The organism is Plantibacter sp. MDV22-iso1, from assembly GCF_058408345.1.
Genome location: NZ_JBZVDY010000001.1, coordinates 1,033,459 through 1,047,184, shown reverse-complemented (window position 1 = coordinate 1,047,184; position 13,726 = coordinate 1,033,459). Strand labels below are relative to the sequence as shown.

Sequence of the window (13,726 nt, the reverse complement as noted above, 5' to 3'; positions counted from 1 at the left end):
ATGCCAGGCGCCGGACCTGGTCATCCGAGGGGCAGCACCCGGAAGTCTCGGAACGACACGGTCGTCGTCGCCGTGGCGGACCCCGAGAGGTACAGGCCCAGACCCACTGCTCCGACACCCTGCAGTCCTGGGGTGTCGTCGACGACGGACAGCTGGAACGTCGTCGGTTCGACGTCTCCGGTCCACGCCTTGGCCTCGATCGTGGTGCCGCTGACGCCGGTCGTCCGCGTCACGAGGTGGACCTCGCTGCCGGCTCCGACCGACGTCCCGGCGAGGTTCAGTGCGCTGATGGTGTTGCCGTTGCGCTGCACCTGCAGCTGGACGACACCGGACGCCTGGATCCAAGCGCGCGTGACGTATCGCTCGGAACCGACCTGCCGCACGATGAGTGAGACGAACTGACCGCCGCCGCTCGGCGCCTGGTCGAGCGAGAACGTCACCGAGGTCTCGGCCGCTCCGACCTGCGTCGCCGCGAGGACGGCGGTGCGAGTCGCGCCCGGAGCAGCGGTGATGGTACCCCGGTTCGACGTGACGGCGAAGCCGGTCCGGCCGCCGGCGAGCGTCCAGGCGCCGCCGAGGAGCGCATCCCCCCAGCCACCGGTCACTTCGCGGGCGAAGTCGTCGGAGACGAGCGGTGCCGGGTCGGCGGGTGCGGTCGGGTCCGTAGGCGTCGTCGGGTCCGTGGGCGTGGTCGGGTCCGTCGGTTCGGCGGGCGGCGTCGGGTCCGTCGGTTCGGCGGGCGGCGTCGGATCCGTCGGGTCGGGGGCGGGCGCTGCGGTTTCACGACCACCGGCGGTGACCGCGTCGAACGTGTCGACCGTGAAGGTCACGGGCCCATTGCTCGCGGAAGCCGACAGATAACCGGAGAGTCCGACCGCACCCGGCGCCTGGAGAGCGGCGGCGGCGTCGGTCGCCGACACCTGCCAGTCGGCGGGCTCCGCAGAGGACCCGGCCCACACCTTGGCGGTGAGGCTCGTCGCCCCGTCCACGGGGGCGCCGGCGGCGGCTCGGAGGCGCAGCGTCCCACCCGCGGACGCCGACAGCCCGTCGATCTTCTGCGAGACCAGCACCGTCGTGCCGGACAGCAGCTGCAGGCGGACGTCGTTCGCGGCACGGAACCAGAGTCTGGCGCTGTACGCGACGGTGCCGACCTGGCGGGTGATCACCGAGTAGTACCCGCCCCCACCGTTGGCGACGACCGAGGGGGTGACGTCGGTGAGCACGTCCGCGGAGGCCTCGGTGACGCCCATCAGGCGGGCGGCCCGGGTGCCTCCCGCGGGAGCCTGGATCGTCGCGGTCGAGCCGGACACGGCGAAGGCGGTCTTCCCTCCGGCCACGGTCCAGGAGCCGCCGGTCTCGGCGTCTCCCCAGGCGTTCGCCACCGAACGCTCGAAGGTGTCCGAGGCGAACGGCTGGGCGCCCGGCTCCGGCTCGACGACCGGTGCGGTCACCGTCACCACCTGCGTCACGCTCGCCGTCGCCTGATCGTCATCGGTCACGGTGAGCGTGACGGGGTGATCGCCGGCGGCGGCGAAGCTGTGGCTCGCGGTGGCCCCGCTCGCGGTCGTACCGTCGCCGAAGTCCCAGGCGTATCCGATGACGGTGCCGTCGCCGTCGGTCGAGGTGGTACCGTCCACGGTCACACCCAGCCCGTCGACCGTCGTCGTGAAGGCGGCGGTGGGCGCCTGGTTCTCCGGGTCGGGGGCGACACCGTCGACCCCGACCGAATGGTGCGCTGCGATCTGCGCGCCGGTGAGAGCTCGCGGATAGACGGCCACGTCGTCGAGACGACCGTTCAGGTGGTCGCTCGAGGGGCGGTCCGGCCAGCCGGAGAGCGAGGTGCCGCCGACGGTCCAGTAGCCGCTGTAGTCCTGTGCCCGGACGGTTCGCTGGTCCTCGGCCTCGAGGGCGCCGTCGATGTAGAGCTGCTGGCCCGTGTTGCCGAGGACCGCTACCACGTGGTGCCAATCGCCGTCGTTCACCGCGCTGGCCGAGGTGACGGTCCGGACGGTCCCGGGATAGAGACCGAAACGGACGCGGCCGTCGTCGCCGAGGTAGACGAGGCGGTCGCGGTTACCGGAGCCGAGCGCCGTCCCGTTGGATGCGCCGATGATCGGGCCGCCGCTCGTCGACGTCGTCTGGACCCACGCCTCGAGCGAGAAGCGGTTGGTGAACGGTTCGGTCGTCGTTGTCACCCCGCGCGCGTCACCACCGAACGACGTCGACGTGCCGCCGCCGTCGGACTCCGCGCCGGGCTGAGCACGGCCCAGGGTCGTGCCGGACAGCTGCAGCTCGGCCGCCCCCACCCAGTCACCGCCGGTCGTCCCCGTCGCCTCGTTGAGTGACCAGTAGTGCGAGGGACTGTCGGCGAGGACCGAACGGTCCAGGTCGGTGGAGGCGATCGGTGCGCCGCCTGCGGCCGTGAACGTCACGTTGTCCCCCCAGGCGACGTTGCCGGTGGCGTCGGTCGTCTTCACCCGGTACCGGTAGTCGCGACCAACCGTGAGGCCCTGGTCGATGAACGTGAGGTCGGGCCTGTCCCAGAAGGACGCCGCTGCATTCACGGTGAACACGGGCGATGCCGTGTCGTTGTCGCGGATGACGTCGTATCGCAGCACCTCGCTGTCGCGGTCCTCGTTCGACGGCCAGGTGACCTTCGCCGCGCCGTCACCGATCGCGGTCACGGTCGGGGCCATCTTGGAACCCCCGAGCTGCGGGCCCTGCACGTTCGTCGAGACGGCGCGTGTACCGAACCGGGCGAGACCCTGCTGCGGCGCACCGTTCACGGTCGTGAACTCTCCGGCGTACAGCACGTACTCGCCACTTGCGGCGACGTCCCACGGGCCCTGGCTCAGGCCGGTGTAGCTGCCGGCGTTCATGTCGGGGAACCAGTGGAGGAGTTCGGTGGCGGGATTGCCCTCGAAATTGCCGTAGGTCCAGCCTCCGGGCGGGGTGTTGTGTGCGACCCGCCCGACGCTCTCCTTCGAGAAGGCGACCGCGCGGTGGTATCCCTCGGCGTTGGGGAAGCCGCCGGTGTTGTCGCAGGCGTGTGCGTGTCCGGCCGTGTAGACGACGTCGCCGACGACCTGTACCGAGTAGCTGTCCCCGTGGCAGTCCGCCAACCATTGGAGGCTGCCGTCGGCCCAGCTCATGCGGAACGTCCCCTCGGTGGCCTTCCCGCCCTGACTGTGCTGGTAGCCGACGCCGTACACACTGTCGGCGTCCGAGGACAGCGAGAAGACGGAGGACTTCGTGCCGCCGTTCCGGATGATGGAGTTGGCAGCCCACGGTAGGACCACACCCGAGTCACCGGTGACCGCACCCATGCCGAGGCCCGGCTCGGTGGAGCCGCCGATCGAGGTGAATCCGCCGCCGAGTACGATCTTCGACGCATCGGGCGAGACGACGATCGCCTTGACCGAGCCGCCGAGCACCGAGGGGTTCCACGGCTGCAACGCGGCATTCGTCGTGCTGAGCGCGGCCCCACGGAGACGCTCGTTCTTCTGCACGGAGGTGAAGATGCCGCCCAGGTATACGCTCGTCGCGGAGACGGCGATCGATTCGACGGTCGCGTTGACGGTCGGAGCGAAGCTCGACACGAGGGTCATCGACGGAAGGTCGAACGCCGCGACGCGATACCGGGTCGTGCCGTCGACCTTCGTGAAGGAACCGGCGACGTACAGCCGCGACTGGTCGGGGGACACGGCCATCGCCCGGATCTGCCCGTCGAAGGACGTCGAGACGTCCGAGCGCAGCTCGCCGGTCGCGAGATCGTACGCGAGGAAGTTGGACCGGGTGACGGTGGCGACCCCGGCTGCGGCTCCGGCTGGTCGCGCGGTCGTGAACTGTCCACCGACGTAGACCGTACCGCCGGCGACGACCTGGTCCCAGACGACGCCGTCGATCTGCGGGGCGGGCAGTGAATCCGCGGTCACGGTCGTCGGGGTGAGCGGATCGGTAGGATCCACAGGCACACTGTCGGCGACGGCGGCGGAGACCGGGACGAGCGTGCCGAGCAGGATGGTCGCCGTCGTCGCAGCGCCGATGAGGACGCGCTCCCATCTCCTCGGGATCCGCGTTCGAGACTCGTCGGCTCGTTCGGTTCGCAGTCGACCCACGGTGTTCCCCTCTTCCGGTGGTGGTGGCGCACCGGACGAGCGAGGCGGCCAAAGCACCACGCATCTGCTTCGGCACGTCTTCCGATGCTGTCAGTCCACTGCGAGTCTTCCAAGACGGGTGGCGCCCCCAATTCGGGGCAAGGCGGTCAGGTCGGGCTGCTCGGAACGACCGTGGCCGAGGAGCCGGCGGACGTATGATCGACTGCCGAGCGGGCGACAGTGCTCCGACGGACCGGTCGTGAAGGAGGCCTCGTGCGCAGTGCCGTGCTCGGCGTCGTGCTGCTCGTCATCGGGACGATCGCGGTCCTCACCGGCGTCCTCCCCGCCCCGGAGGCCCTCGGCATCGCCGACCGCGTGTGGCCGATCCTCCTGTTCGTCGTCGCGATCACCGTCGTCGCCGAACTCGCTGCCGACGCCGGCCTGTTCACGCTCGTCGCCTCCCGGCTCGTGCGCTGGGGTCGGGGGAGCACCTGGTTGCTCTGGTTGCTCGTCGTCGCGCTGGCCACGCTCAGCACCGTCTTCCTCTCGCTCGACACCACGGCCGTCCTCCTGACGCCGGTCGTCATCACGCTCGCGCGGCACGCGGGGCTGTCGCCGGTGCCGTTCGCCCTGACCACCGTCTGGTTGGCGTGCACGGCGTCGTTGCTGTTGCCGGTGTCGAACCTCACCAACCTCCTCGCTGAGCACGCGATCGACGAGGCCGCCACGGCGTCGGGCGGCGGCCCGCTCGGTCCCGGTGGTTTCGCAGCGCTCATGGTCGTCCCCGCGATCATCGCGGTCGTGGTCCCGTGCGTGGTCCTCGCGATCGTGTACCGCCGTCAGCTCGCCGGTGCCTACACGGTGGACGTGGAGGCGCAGGACGACGACCGGGTGCTGCTGTGGACGTCCGGGCTCGTGGTGCTGGTGCTCCTGCCACTGCTGGTGTCGGGTATCCCGGTGTGGATGTCGGCGGTCGGCGCGGCGGTGTTCCTCGTCGTCGTGTTCCTCATCCGGCGTCCGGCGGCGTTGCGTCCGGCGCTCGTCCCGTGGCAGCTCGTCCTGCTCGCCTCAGGACTGTTCCTCGTGGTCGAGGCGGCTCACGCCCTCGGGCTCGCGCGGGCGCTCGCGTCCATCGCGGGGACCGGCGACTCCCTCCCGGCGCTCCTGCAGCTGGCGGGGGTCGGCATGGCGAGCGCCAACCTCGTCGACAACCTCCCGGCGTACCTCGCACTGGAGCCGGTGGCCGGCGATCCCGTGCGGTTCGCCGCCCTGCTCGTCGGCGTGAACGCGGGCGCGCTCATCACCCCGTGGGCCGCCCTCGCGACCCTGCTCTGGCATGCGCGGCTCACCGCGGCGGACGTCGAGTTCGGTTGGGGTCGGTTCATCGCGCTCGGATTCGTGGTCGCTCCGCTGACGGTGGCCCTCGCCACCGTCGGGCTCTGGCTGGCCCAGGGTGCCGGCGCCGTACTGCCGTGACTTCCCAGCGCCGCCCTAATGCTCGTGGCGCGCGTCGGCCGCCCGGCGTCGCTCCAACAGCTCCGTGACGATGAGGTCGATGAGGTCGAAGGGGATCGGCCGGCTGAACGGGAACTGCAGCGTGTCCTTCGCCGCCCGGTAGTCGGCGACGGCGTTCTGGAGGGGGCCGTCGAACGGGGGGATCGAGTAGAGGGCGATGTGGTGTTTCCAGGCGCCGAGGTACAGCAGGTAGCGGTCGTCGAGCATGAACGTCGGCATGCCGTACCGGATGGCTTCGGTGACTTCAGGCACGATGCGGTGGACGCGGAGTCGGATCTCCTCGATGGCGTCCGCGGCGTCGGCGGGTTGCGCGGCGAGGTAGTCGTCGATCGTGGTGGGTGCACCCGGCATGTCTCTCCTCGTCGGAACGGACACGGCACGGGAGCCGTCGGGCCCCCGTGCCGTCATCGTCCCACGTCCGAGTCTCGCGCGACAGTGGTGGTTCTACCGCTTCGCGAGGGCGCGCCGCACGTCCTCCTGGACGAGGTCGGCGTTCATGATCGCGCCGGCCATCGATCCGGCCGCCGCCGCCTGGAGGACCTGCGTACGCAGGTTCGTGACGTCGCCGGCCGCCCAGACGCCCGGCACCGAGGTGGCACCCAGCTCGTCGACGCCGATCGCGTCGCCGAACTCGGCTCCGCGGGGGTGCGGTCGCGTGTGGAGCCCGAGACCGGTGAACGCCTCGGCGCGCACCCGGTTGACCGGGGCGACGGCCAGCGCCTCGACGGGGACGGTGCGGCCGTCGTCCAGGCGCACGCCGACGAGCCGGTCGTCGGCGATCTCGAGCCGCTCCACGACGCCGTCGACCACCTCGATGCCGCGCGCCGCGAACGCCGCCTCCTGCTCCGCCGTGAAGGCGCCCGCGGTGTTGCGGAGCACGACGACCCGGTCGCTCAGCTGCCGGAACAGCTGCGCCTGGTGGGCTGCGGCCTCCGCGTTCGTGCCGAGGACACCGATCACGCGGTCCTGGACCTCCCAGCCGTGGCAGTAGGGGCAGTGGAGGGCGTCGCGGCCGAACCGCTCCCAGAGGCCGGGGATGGGCGGGAGCTCGTCGGCGGTGCCGGTGGCGATGAGGAGGCGGCGGCCTCGGACGATCGCGCCGTCCGCCGTCGTCAGGGTGAACCCGTCATCGTCGCGCCCGGCATCGACGACCTGACCGTCGACGACGCGGACGCCGTACGACGCCACCTCCGCGCGGCCGAGGCGGAGGACCTCGCGAGGCGGGGTGCCCTCTCGGGTCAGGAAACCGTGGACGCCGTCGGCGGGTGCGTTCCGGGGTTCGCCGCCGTCGACGACGATCACGGACCGTCGTGATCGTCCGAGCATGATGGCTGCACTGAGCCCGGCTGCGCCCCCGCCGACGATGACGGCGTCGACGAGGTCGGTGGTGGTTGCTGCGGTGACGGGAGTGCTCATGGATCGTTCCGTTCGTTCGGCGTGCTGGGAGGTGTCCAGGGTGCGCCGAGCGGTGCCGAAATGGCAAGGACCCTTGCTGAAACGGCAACGTGCGCGCGAGAATCGACCCATGGCGCATGCACACGACGAGCAACGGTCCATCGACGGCGTCCTGGATGCCGTCGGGCCGAGGCTGCGAGCCATCCGGCAGCATCGCGGCACCACCCTCGCCGCACTGTCGGCGGAGACGGGCATCTCGGTCTCCACCCTCTCCCGGCTCGAGTCCGGCCAGCGCCGACCGAACCTCGAGCTGCTCCTGCCACTCGCCAAGGCGCACCAGGTGCCTCTGGACGACCTCGTCGGTGCTCCGCAGACGGGTGATCCCCGCGTCCATCTGAAGCCCGTCCAGCGGCACGGCCAGACGATCGTGCCGCTGACGCGTCGATCCGGCGGTCTCCACGCGTTCAAGAGCATCATCCACGGCGGCGACGGCCCGCAGACGCCTGAGACGCAGAAGGTCCACGAGGGCTACGAGTGGCTCTACGTCCTCAACGGCCGGTTGCGGCTCCTCCTCGGCGACCAGGACATCGTGCTCACCGCGGGTGAGGTCGCCGAGTTCGACACCCGCGTCCCGCACTGGTTCGGCCGGGCCGAGGCCGCAGGGGTGGAGTTCCTCAGCCTGTTCGGCAAGCAGGGTGAACGGATGCACGTCCGCGCGACGTCGACGAGGAGGAGCGCATGATCGGACGTGATGACGAGGAGGGTGCCCGCCCACCCGAGGACGACCGGCCGTTCGCGGAGCAGGTCCTCGAACGCCGCGGGTTCGCGGTCACGGCGGCCCTGTTCGTGATGCTCGGCGGGCTCGTCGTGCCGTTCGTCGGTTGGGTGGCCGGCATGGTCATGCTGTGGCGGTCGCGCGCCTGGACCACCAGGCAGAAGGTCTGGGCCACCGGCGGACCAGTCCTCGCGAGCGCCGCGGTACTGCTCGTCCTGGCCCTCCTGAGTGCGAACTGGAAGTCGACGGATGCCGGCGTCGGTGGCTCCCCGGTGATCCCCGTCGTCTACGACCTCGGGTCGACGGCTGTCGTGCTGCTGTTGGTCGGCTACGCCGCTGCCGGCACCTGGTTGCTCTGGCTGGCGCTCCGGCCAGCGGGCCGGCCCGACTGATTCGCGGTCGTCGCTCAGGTGGACCGGGCAGCATGGGCAGATGCCCGACTCCTCGCGATTCCGCCGCCCCCTGCCCGTCCAGCCCGGACCCGGTGAGGAGTCCGTCTGGGAGTACCCGCGTCCGCCGCGGGTCGAGCCGCGCGATGAGCGCGTCGTGATCCGGTTCGGCGGCACGGTCATCGCGGAGTCGACGGCCGCGGTCCGGGTCCTGGAGACGAGCCACCCGCCGGTGTACTACGTGCCGGCCTCAGACTTCTCGCCCGGGGTCCTGGTGCCGGTCGACGGGACGACCATGTGCGAGTTCAAGGGCGAGGCCCACTACCTCGACGTGCGGGTGGGCGACGAGGTCGCCGGTGCCGCGGCGTGGACCTACCCCGATCCACGCCCGGGATACGCGCCGCTGTTCGGCATGATCGCCGTCTATCCGGGACGCATGGACGCCTGCGAGGTCGACGGGGTGCCGGTGCAGGCGCAGGAAGGCGACTTCTACGGCGGATGGATCACGCCGGGGATCGTCGGGCCGTTCAAGGGCGCCCCGGGCACGCGCGGCTGGTAGAAGACGCCGCCGCCCTACACCCGCTCCTCCGTCGCGCGCAACGCCCTGGAGCACCCTGCACCCGCATGCCACGCTGAGCGCCAAGCGCTGTCGACGACGAGGCGCGCAGGAGGCGGTCGAAGCCATGGACGTGTTCGATGAAGCAGCGGACCCGGGTTGGTCCCTCCTCCGTGTCGTCCCGCTGTTCGGCCTCGCCGTCAGCGTCGGTGCGGTCGCCGGTGCGGCCCTCGCGGCCGGTGCGGAGCTCTTCGGGGCGGTCGGGACCGTCTCGATGCATCCGGCCGATCTCGGTGGGATCGCCGTCCTCGTCGGCGGACTCGTCGGAGGGATGCTCGCCGCCGTCGGGGCGGTCGGCGCGCTGCTGGCGCTCGGCATCCTCGACCACTGGGGTGAGCGGGGCCCGGTCCACCGGGCCTGGATCGCCGGTGGTGGTGCGGCCTTCCTCGTCCTGATCGTCGGCGGCCTCATCGCCGCACCCATCGGACTCGCCTCGACGATCGGGGTCGTCGTGTTCGCGGTGCTCGCCGCCGGAGTGGCGGCCGGCGGTGGGCTCTACGCCTTCGAACGGGCGCTGGCGCGTCGTCGAGCCGGGTGGGCCGGTCTCAGGCGGTAGCGCGGACGGTCAGCCGGCGAGCTGCTGGAGACGCGCCCGGTGCCAGTCGGTCTGCGTGAGGGCCGAGACGCGCAGGAGACCGGTCAGTGCGTCCCATCCGGCCGACCAGCCGATGCGGGAGGCGATGGTCCACACGCTCGCGTCGGGGTCGTCCGCCAGGACGGCGCGCACCTCGTCGGCTCGCCGCAGATGGTGCGCGGCCAGCTCGTCGCAGCGGTCCGCGAGTCCCGTGAACCGGAAGCCGTGTCCGGGGACCACCTGATCGCCGTCGTAGCCGCGGACGCGGTCGAGCGACGACAGGTAGGCCGTCACCGGGTTCTCCGAGGTGCGCGCCCCGAGGCCGAGGCCGGAGAAGATCGTCGGCAGCACGTGGTCGCCCGTGAAGAGGTAGCCGCGGTCCTCATCGCGGAGGGTGAGGTGGCCCGTCGTGTGGCCGGGTGTGTGCAGGACCCTGATCGAGCGACCGGGGAGCGTCAGCAGCTCGCCGTCCTCGAGCGTCCGGTCCGCACGGGTGTCGCCGAGGTGCCCGGCGGGTGCCGTCGCACCGGTGGCCCAGGGGCGCACGGTCGTGTCATCCGCCGGGACGCCCCACTCGTCCAATGCTGCGGCGAGATCGGCCGGGCCCGGCGGGGTCGAGCCGGCCGCCTCGTCCTCGAGGCGGTGCATGAGGACCGGAGCGGCGAGCTCGTCGCGGAGGGTGCCGGCGAGGCCCAGATGATCGGGGTGCAGGTGGGTCACGACGACGCCCGTGAGCGTCGTCACCCCGATGCCGCGGAGCTCCTGCAGCAGGTGTTCGCGGCCCTCGGGGGTGTCGGTTCCGGGGTCGACGACGATCGCACGACCGTCGGTGCCGAAGAGCACCGAGCAGAGGGTGAACGGATTGCCGGGGTCGCCGGTCGGGACGGCGATGACGACCGTGTCGGCGTCGAGGTGCTCCGTCGCAGGGATCCGGCCGTCGCGGAAGGCGGCAGCCTGGGATTCGCTCGATGAGGTGATCATGGTGCTGCTCCGGGTGGTGTCGGGGGACGGACCAACCCTAGTCGTGGGGTCCGTCGGGTTCAGTACGATGGGTGCATGACCGTCAACGACATCCTCATCGGCGTGATCGCCTTCATCACCGTCTTCGGCGGCATCGGCCTGGTCGGAGCGCTCGTCGCCATGGCCAAGTCCGGCTACCACGGCTGATCCTCCCCGGAGGAGGCTCGGCCGGTTCCGCCGTGGCTCAGCGGGCGACGGCCTCGTCCGTGGCACGCTGTACCGCCGCGAGCGCTGCCGCGACGGCCGAACGCTGCAGTGAGCCCTTCCTCGCCGTCGCGACGATCTTCCGTTCGCTCATCCCGGCGATGGGTTTCCGCACGACGTCCGTCCGCGAGCCGATCGCGATGTCCGGAAGGACGGCGATCGACAGCCCGGCCGCCACGTGGTCGATGACGACCTCGTAGCTCGTGAACCGTCCCGCCACCTTCGGCTCGAACCCCGCGCGACGACAGATCAGTGGGACGAGTTCGCCGAGGTAGGTGCCCGGGGCGTCGAGGGCCCACGACTCCCTCTGCAGCTCGCTGAACGTGACCTGCTCCTGTGCGGCCAGTCGGTGGTCGAGCGGCGCGATGAGCAGGAGGGGGTCGGTGGTGAGCGGCACGCTGTGCACCGAGGGGTCGAGGAGGAACCCGTCCTCCTGATCGACGGTGATCACGACGTCGCAGGTTCCCCGCTGGACCGCCGTGGTGCTCTCGTGCGGTTCGACCTCGATGAGTTCGACCTCGAGGCGCGGGTACTGCCGCGCGAGGGAACGGGCTGCGGGGATGAGGATGGGGGCGATGACGCTCGCGAACCCGGCGATGCGGAATCGACCGGACGGCTCGGACTCGACCTCGGCCAGCTCGACCTCGATGGCGTCCATCTGCGCGAGGAGGGCCCGAGCGCGCTCGACGAGCAGCGCACCGGTCGGCGTCAGGGTGAGCGTCCGGCCACGTCGTTCCAGGAGCGCGGCGCCGGTCTCGGCCTCGAGGACGGAGAGCTGCTGCGAGACGGTCGAGGGGCTGAGGTCGAGCTCACGGCCGACGGCGCGGATCGTACCGAGGCGGTCGAACGCCTCGAGCAGTCGCAGTCGCACGGGGTTCAGGGCCATGCTGCAACAGTATCGAGCGCGCCAGGGCGCCCTCCACACGGGCCCCAGTCCGATCCGGGTCCCGTGGCTCCCGGAGGGTGCTGACCGTCACCGTCCGGTTCACTCCCAGACGAGCTCCTCCGGCAGATGGCCGGGCTCGGCGAGTCGGGCGTTCCGGAGCACCGCGCCGTCGGGGCCGAGCGAGAGCGCGGTCACCGAGAGCGAGGCGAGGCGCAGACCGTCGTGGTCGTCGATGCGGACGATCGCCTCGTCGGCGTCGGCGGGGACGCTCGTCGTGGAGCGCAACGTGCGCAACCACGGCTCCCAGGACGCGGCCGTCGCACCGTCCAGCGGCCCGATGGGCGACGGGGCCTCGAGGAAGGCCGGCCGCCACCGGTGGACCCGGGGGACGTCGAGGTGGTCCGGGCCTTCGTGCGTCACGAGGTGGAGACCGGGTGCGACGTCGATCGACCGGAGCGAGGCGCCGTCCCAGCTCGTCACGGTGACGCGGTCAGGACGCAGCTCCACGAGGTTCCAGGACCGGGCACTGCGGGCGTCGTCCGCGTCGACGCCGGTCGTGACGGCTTGCAGGGGGAGGACGCCCCGCGAGGTCCACCCGGCGGCGGGAATGTCGAGGTCCTCGCGTCGGTTGAGGACCACCGCCGCCCGGGGGCCGCCTGAGGCGCCGTCGTTCGTCGCCAGCCACGCGCCGCCCGCTTCGCGGTCGTGGATGCCGCGGACGCCGTCACCGAGTCCGGGCCACCACGCGCCGGGTGGATCCCAGGCACGCCCCGGCTGCTCGTCTCGCAGCCCGAGGACGGCGATCGGCCACGCGCGCCCCGGCTCGAAGTCGATGATGACGGTGCACACGCTGGTTCCTCCTCGGGCCGGCCGGACTAGGACAGACTAGACGAGGACCCGGCGCGGAAGCGCCGGAAGCGAGGAGGCGGCATGGGTGTGCAGGATGCATCGCGGGAGGCGGCGGGGCGCACGGTCGTCGTCGGGATCACGGGCGGGATCGCCGCGTACAAGGCGGTCGGTGTCGTCCGCGGGTTCGTCCTCGCGGGCTTCGACGTCCACGTCGTGCCGACCGAGAGCGCCCTCCGGTTCGTCGGCCTGCCGACGCTCGAAGCGATCAGCCGGAACCCCGTCACGACCTCGCTGTACGACGGCGTCGCCGAAGTCCGGCACGTCGCCCTCGGGCAGCGCGCGGAGCTCATCGTCGTCGCACCGACGACGGCCAACACCCTCGCGAAACTCGCGGCGGGACTTTCCGACGACCTCCTCGGCACCACCATCCTGGCCAGCCGGGCGCCGGTCCTGCTGGCGCCGGCGATGCACACCGAGATGTGGCAGCACCCGGCGACGACCGCGAACGTCGCCCTCCTGCGATCGCGCGGGGTGGCGGTCATCGGTCCGGCGCACGGCGCGCTGACCGGCGGCGACACGGGGCCGGGACGCATGAGCGAGCCCGACGACATCGTGGCCGCCGGCTTGGCGCTGCTCGCCGGACGCACCGGTGGAGCGGACGCGCACCCGGACGACCTGCGCGCCGAGCGTGTCGTCGTCTCGGCCGGTGGCACCCGTGAGCCGCTCGACCCGGTGCGGTTCCTCGGCAACCGGTCGAGCGGTCGGCAGGGACTCGCCATCGCGCAGGCCGCCGCCGAGCGCGGGGCGGACGTGGTGCTCGTCGCGGCGCACCTGGACGCCGACGTCGCGGCCGAAGCGGCTGCGGTCGACGGTCTGCGGGTCGTTCCGGTCGGCACCGCAGCGGAACTCGCGGTCGCCGTGGAGGACGCGGCGGCCGACGCGACGCTCGTGGTCATGGCGGCCGCCGTGGCCGACTACCGCGCCGCCGAGATCGCCGAACGGAAGATCAAGAAGGACGACACCGGCTACGAGCTCACCCTGCGACTCGTCCGCAACCCCGACGTGCTCGCCGGACTCGCCGCCGCTCGGATACCGGGACGCCTGGTCGTCGGGTTCGCCGCGGAAACCGCCGCCGACCGCGAGGAGCTCCTGGCCCTCGGCCGGACCAAGGTCGCGCGCAAGGGCGCCGACCTCCTCGTGCTCAACCGCGTGGGGTGGACCGACGGCTTCGGCACGCCGGACAACGAGGTCGTCGTGATCGACGGCGCCGGCGAGGTGGTCGGCGCGGCGGCCGGCTCGAAACGCGGCATCGCCGACCGGCTGCTCGACCTCGTGCTCGCCCACCGGGCGGAGCCGGTTCGTTCCCAGGCGGGCGAGCCTCCCCCCGAACGGGGCTGAGCACTGCC

At 71.9% G+C, this 13,726-nt stretch carries 12 protein-coding genes; 6 read left to right on the top strand and 6 right to left on the bottom strand.

The genetic code is table 11. From position 1 onward, the window contains the following. Positions 1-20 precede the first annotated feature (20 nt). Positions 21-4,118 carry a LamG-like jellyroll fold domain-containing protein gene (locus AC4PMY_RS05035; RefSeq protein WP_491622130.1) on the bottom strand — a complete coding sequence of 1,366 codons (4,098 nt, stop codon included), beginning with the start codon at positions 4,116-4,118 and terminating at the stop codon, positions 21-23. Between the two features lie 252 nt (positions 4,119-4,370). On the opposite strand from AC4PMY_RS05035, the gene AC4PMY_RS05030 reads away from it, so the two are divergent. Then, positions 4,371-5,573 carry an SLC13 family permease gene (locus tag AC4PMY_RS05030; RefSeq protein ID WP_071259724.1) on the top strand — a complete coding sequence of 401 codons (1,203 nt, stop codon included), beginning with the start codon at positions 4,371-4,373 and terminating at the stop codon, positions 5,571-5,573. A 15-nt stretch (positions 5,574-5,588) separates the two neighbouring features. Here AC4PMY_RS05030 and AC4PMY_RS05025 read toward each other — a convergent pair whose 3' ends face one another. Together AC4PMY_RS05025 and AC4PMY_RS05020 are read right to left on the bottom strand one after the other, a co-directional pair. After that, positions 5,589-5,963, bottom strand: coding sequence for an iron chaperone (locus AC4PMY_RS05025; RefSeq protein ID WP_064296057.1), 375 nt, complete (start codon positions 5,961-5,963; stop codon positions 5,589-5,591). 93 nt (positions 5,964-6,056) lie between these two features. Continuing rightward, on the bottom strand, positions 6,057-7,028 hold the full coding sequence (locus tag AC4PMY_RS05020) for an NAD(P)/FAD-dependent oxidoreductase (protein ID WP_071259721.1): 972 nt from the start codon (positions 7,026-7,028) through the stop codon (positions 6,057-6,059). Positions 7,029-7,137: 109 nt separating this feature from the next. Here AC4PMY_RS05020 and AC4PMY_RS05015 point away from each other — a divergent pair, with 109 nt between their 5' ends. From AC4PMY_RS05015 to AC4PMY_RS05000, 4 genes are all read left to right on the top strand, one after another. Beyond that, positions 7,138-7,749, top strand: a complete 612-nt coding sequence (locus tag AC4PMY_RS05015; RefSeq protein WP_064296059.1) for a helix-turn-helix domain-containing protein — start codon at positions 7,138-7,140, stop codon at positions 7,747-7,749. After that, positions 7,746-8,174, top strand: coding sequence for a hypothetical protein (locus tag AC4PMY_RS05010; protein ID WP_071259718.1), 429 nt, complete (start codon positions 7,746-7,748; stop codon positions 8,172-8,174). Before AC4PMY_RS05015 ends, AC4PMY_RS05010 begins: the two co-directional genes overlap by 4 nt. A 40-nt stretch (positions 8,175-8,214) precedes the next feature. Next, positions 8,215-8,730 carry a DUF427 domain-containing protein gene (locus AC4PMY_RS05005; protein WP_071259716.1) on the top strand — a complete coding sequence of 172 codons (516 nt, stop codon included), beginning with the start codon at positions 8,215-8,217 and terminating at the stop codon, positions 8,728-8,730. A gap of 124 nt (positions 8,731-8,854) precedes the next feature. After that, the gene (locus AC4PMY_RS05000; protein WP_071259713.1) at positions 8,855-9,343 is read left to right on the top strand and encodes a hypothetical protein; all 489 of its coding nucleotides are present in this window, start codon (positions 8,855-8,857) and stop codon (positions 9,341-9,343) included. Positions 9,344-9,352: 9 nt separating this feature from the next. On the opposite strand, the gene AC4PMY_RS04995 is transcribed toward AC4PMY_RS05000, so the two are convergent. From AC4PMY_RS04995 to AC4PMY_RS04985, 3 genes are all read right to left on the bottom strand, one after another. After that, positions 9,353-10,342 (bottom strand): MBL fold metallo-hydrolase, encoded by a 990-nt coding sequence (locus AC4PMY_RS04995; RefSeq protein ID WP_079001551.1) that lies wholly within the window; start codon positions 10,340-10,342, stop codon positions 9,353-9,355. Positions 10,343-10,565: 223 nt separating this feature from the next. After that, positions 10,566-11,471 carry a LysR family transcriptional regulator gene (locus AC4PMY_RS04990; protein WP_071259707.1) on the bottom strand — a complete coding sequence of 302 codons (906 nt, stop codon included), beginning with the start codon at positions 11,469-11,471 and terminating at the stop codon, positions 10,566-10,568. A gap of 99 nt (positions 11,472-11,570) precedes the next feature. Then, positions 11,571-12,320 carry an NRDE family protein gene (locus tag AC4PMY_RS04985; RefSeq protein WP_071259704.1) on the bottom strand — a complete coding sequence of 250 codons (750 nt, stop codon included), beginning with the start codon at positions 12,318-12,320 and terminating at the stop codon, positions 11,571-11,573. An 81-nt stretch (positions 12,321-12,401) separates the two neighbouring features. Between AC4PMY_RS04985 and coaBC the strand changes: the two genes are divergently transcribed. Continuing rightward, positions 12,402-13,718, top strand: coding sequence for a bifunctional phosphopantothenoylcysteine decarboxylase/phosphopantothenate--cysteine ligase CoaBC (coaBC, locus tag AC4PMY_RS04980; RefSeq protein ID WP_071259701.1), 1,317 nt, complete (start codon positions 12,402-12,404; stop codon positions 13,716-13,718). Positions 13,719-13,726 lie beyond the last annotated feature (8 nt).

What these genes read in the sequence shown, in the direction of transcription:
- AC4PMY_RS05020 (WP_071259721.1), bottom strand. Translation starts at nt 7,028, where the DNA reads ATGAGCACTCCCGTCACCGCAGCAACCACCACCGACCTCGTCGACGCC.
- coaBC (WP_071259701.1), top strand. Translation starts at nt 12,402, where the DNA reads ATGGGTGTGCAGGATGCATCGCGGGAGGCGGCGGGGCGCACGGTCGTC.
- AC4PMY_RS04990 (WP_071259707.1), bottom strand. Translation starts at nt 11,471, where the DNA reads ATGGCCCTGAACCCCGTGCGACTGCGACTGCTCGAGGCGTTCGACCGC.
- AC4PMY_RS05000 (WP_071259713.1), top strand. Translation starts at nt 8,855, where the DNA reads ATGGACGTGTTCGATGAAGCAGCGGACCCGGGTTGGTCCCTCCTCCGT.
- AC4PMY_RS05015 (WP_064296059.1), top strand. Translation starts at nt 7,138, where the DNA reads ATGGCGCATGCACACGACGAGCAACGGTCCATCGACGGCGTCCTGGAT.
- AC4PMY_RS04995 (WP_079001551.1), bottom strand. Translation starts at nt 10,342, where the DNA reads ATGATCACCTCATCGAGCGAATCCCAGGCTGCCGCCTTCCGCGACGGC.
- AC4PMY_RS05010 (WP_071259718.1), top strand. Translation starts at nt 7,746, where the DNA reads ATGATCGGACGTGATGACGAGGAGGGTGCCCGCCCACCCGAGGACGAC.
- AC4PMY_RS05025 (WP_064296057.1), bottom strand. Translation starts at nt 5,963, where the DNA reads ATGCCGGGTGCACCCACCACGATCGACGACTACCTCGCCGCGCAACCC.
- AC4PMY_RS05005 (WP_071259716.1), top strand. Translation starts at nt 8,215, where the DNA reads ATGCCCGACTCCTCGCGATTCCGCCGCCCCCTGCCCGTCCAGCCCGGA.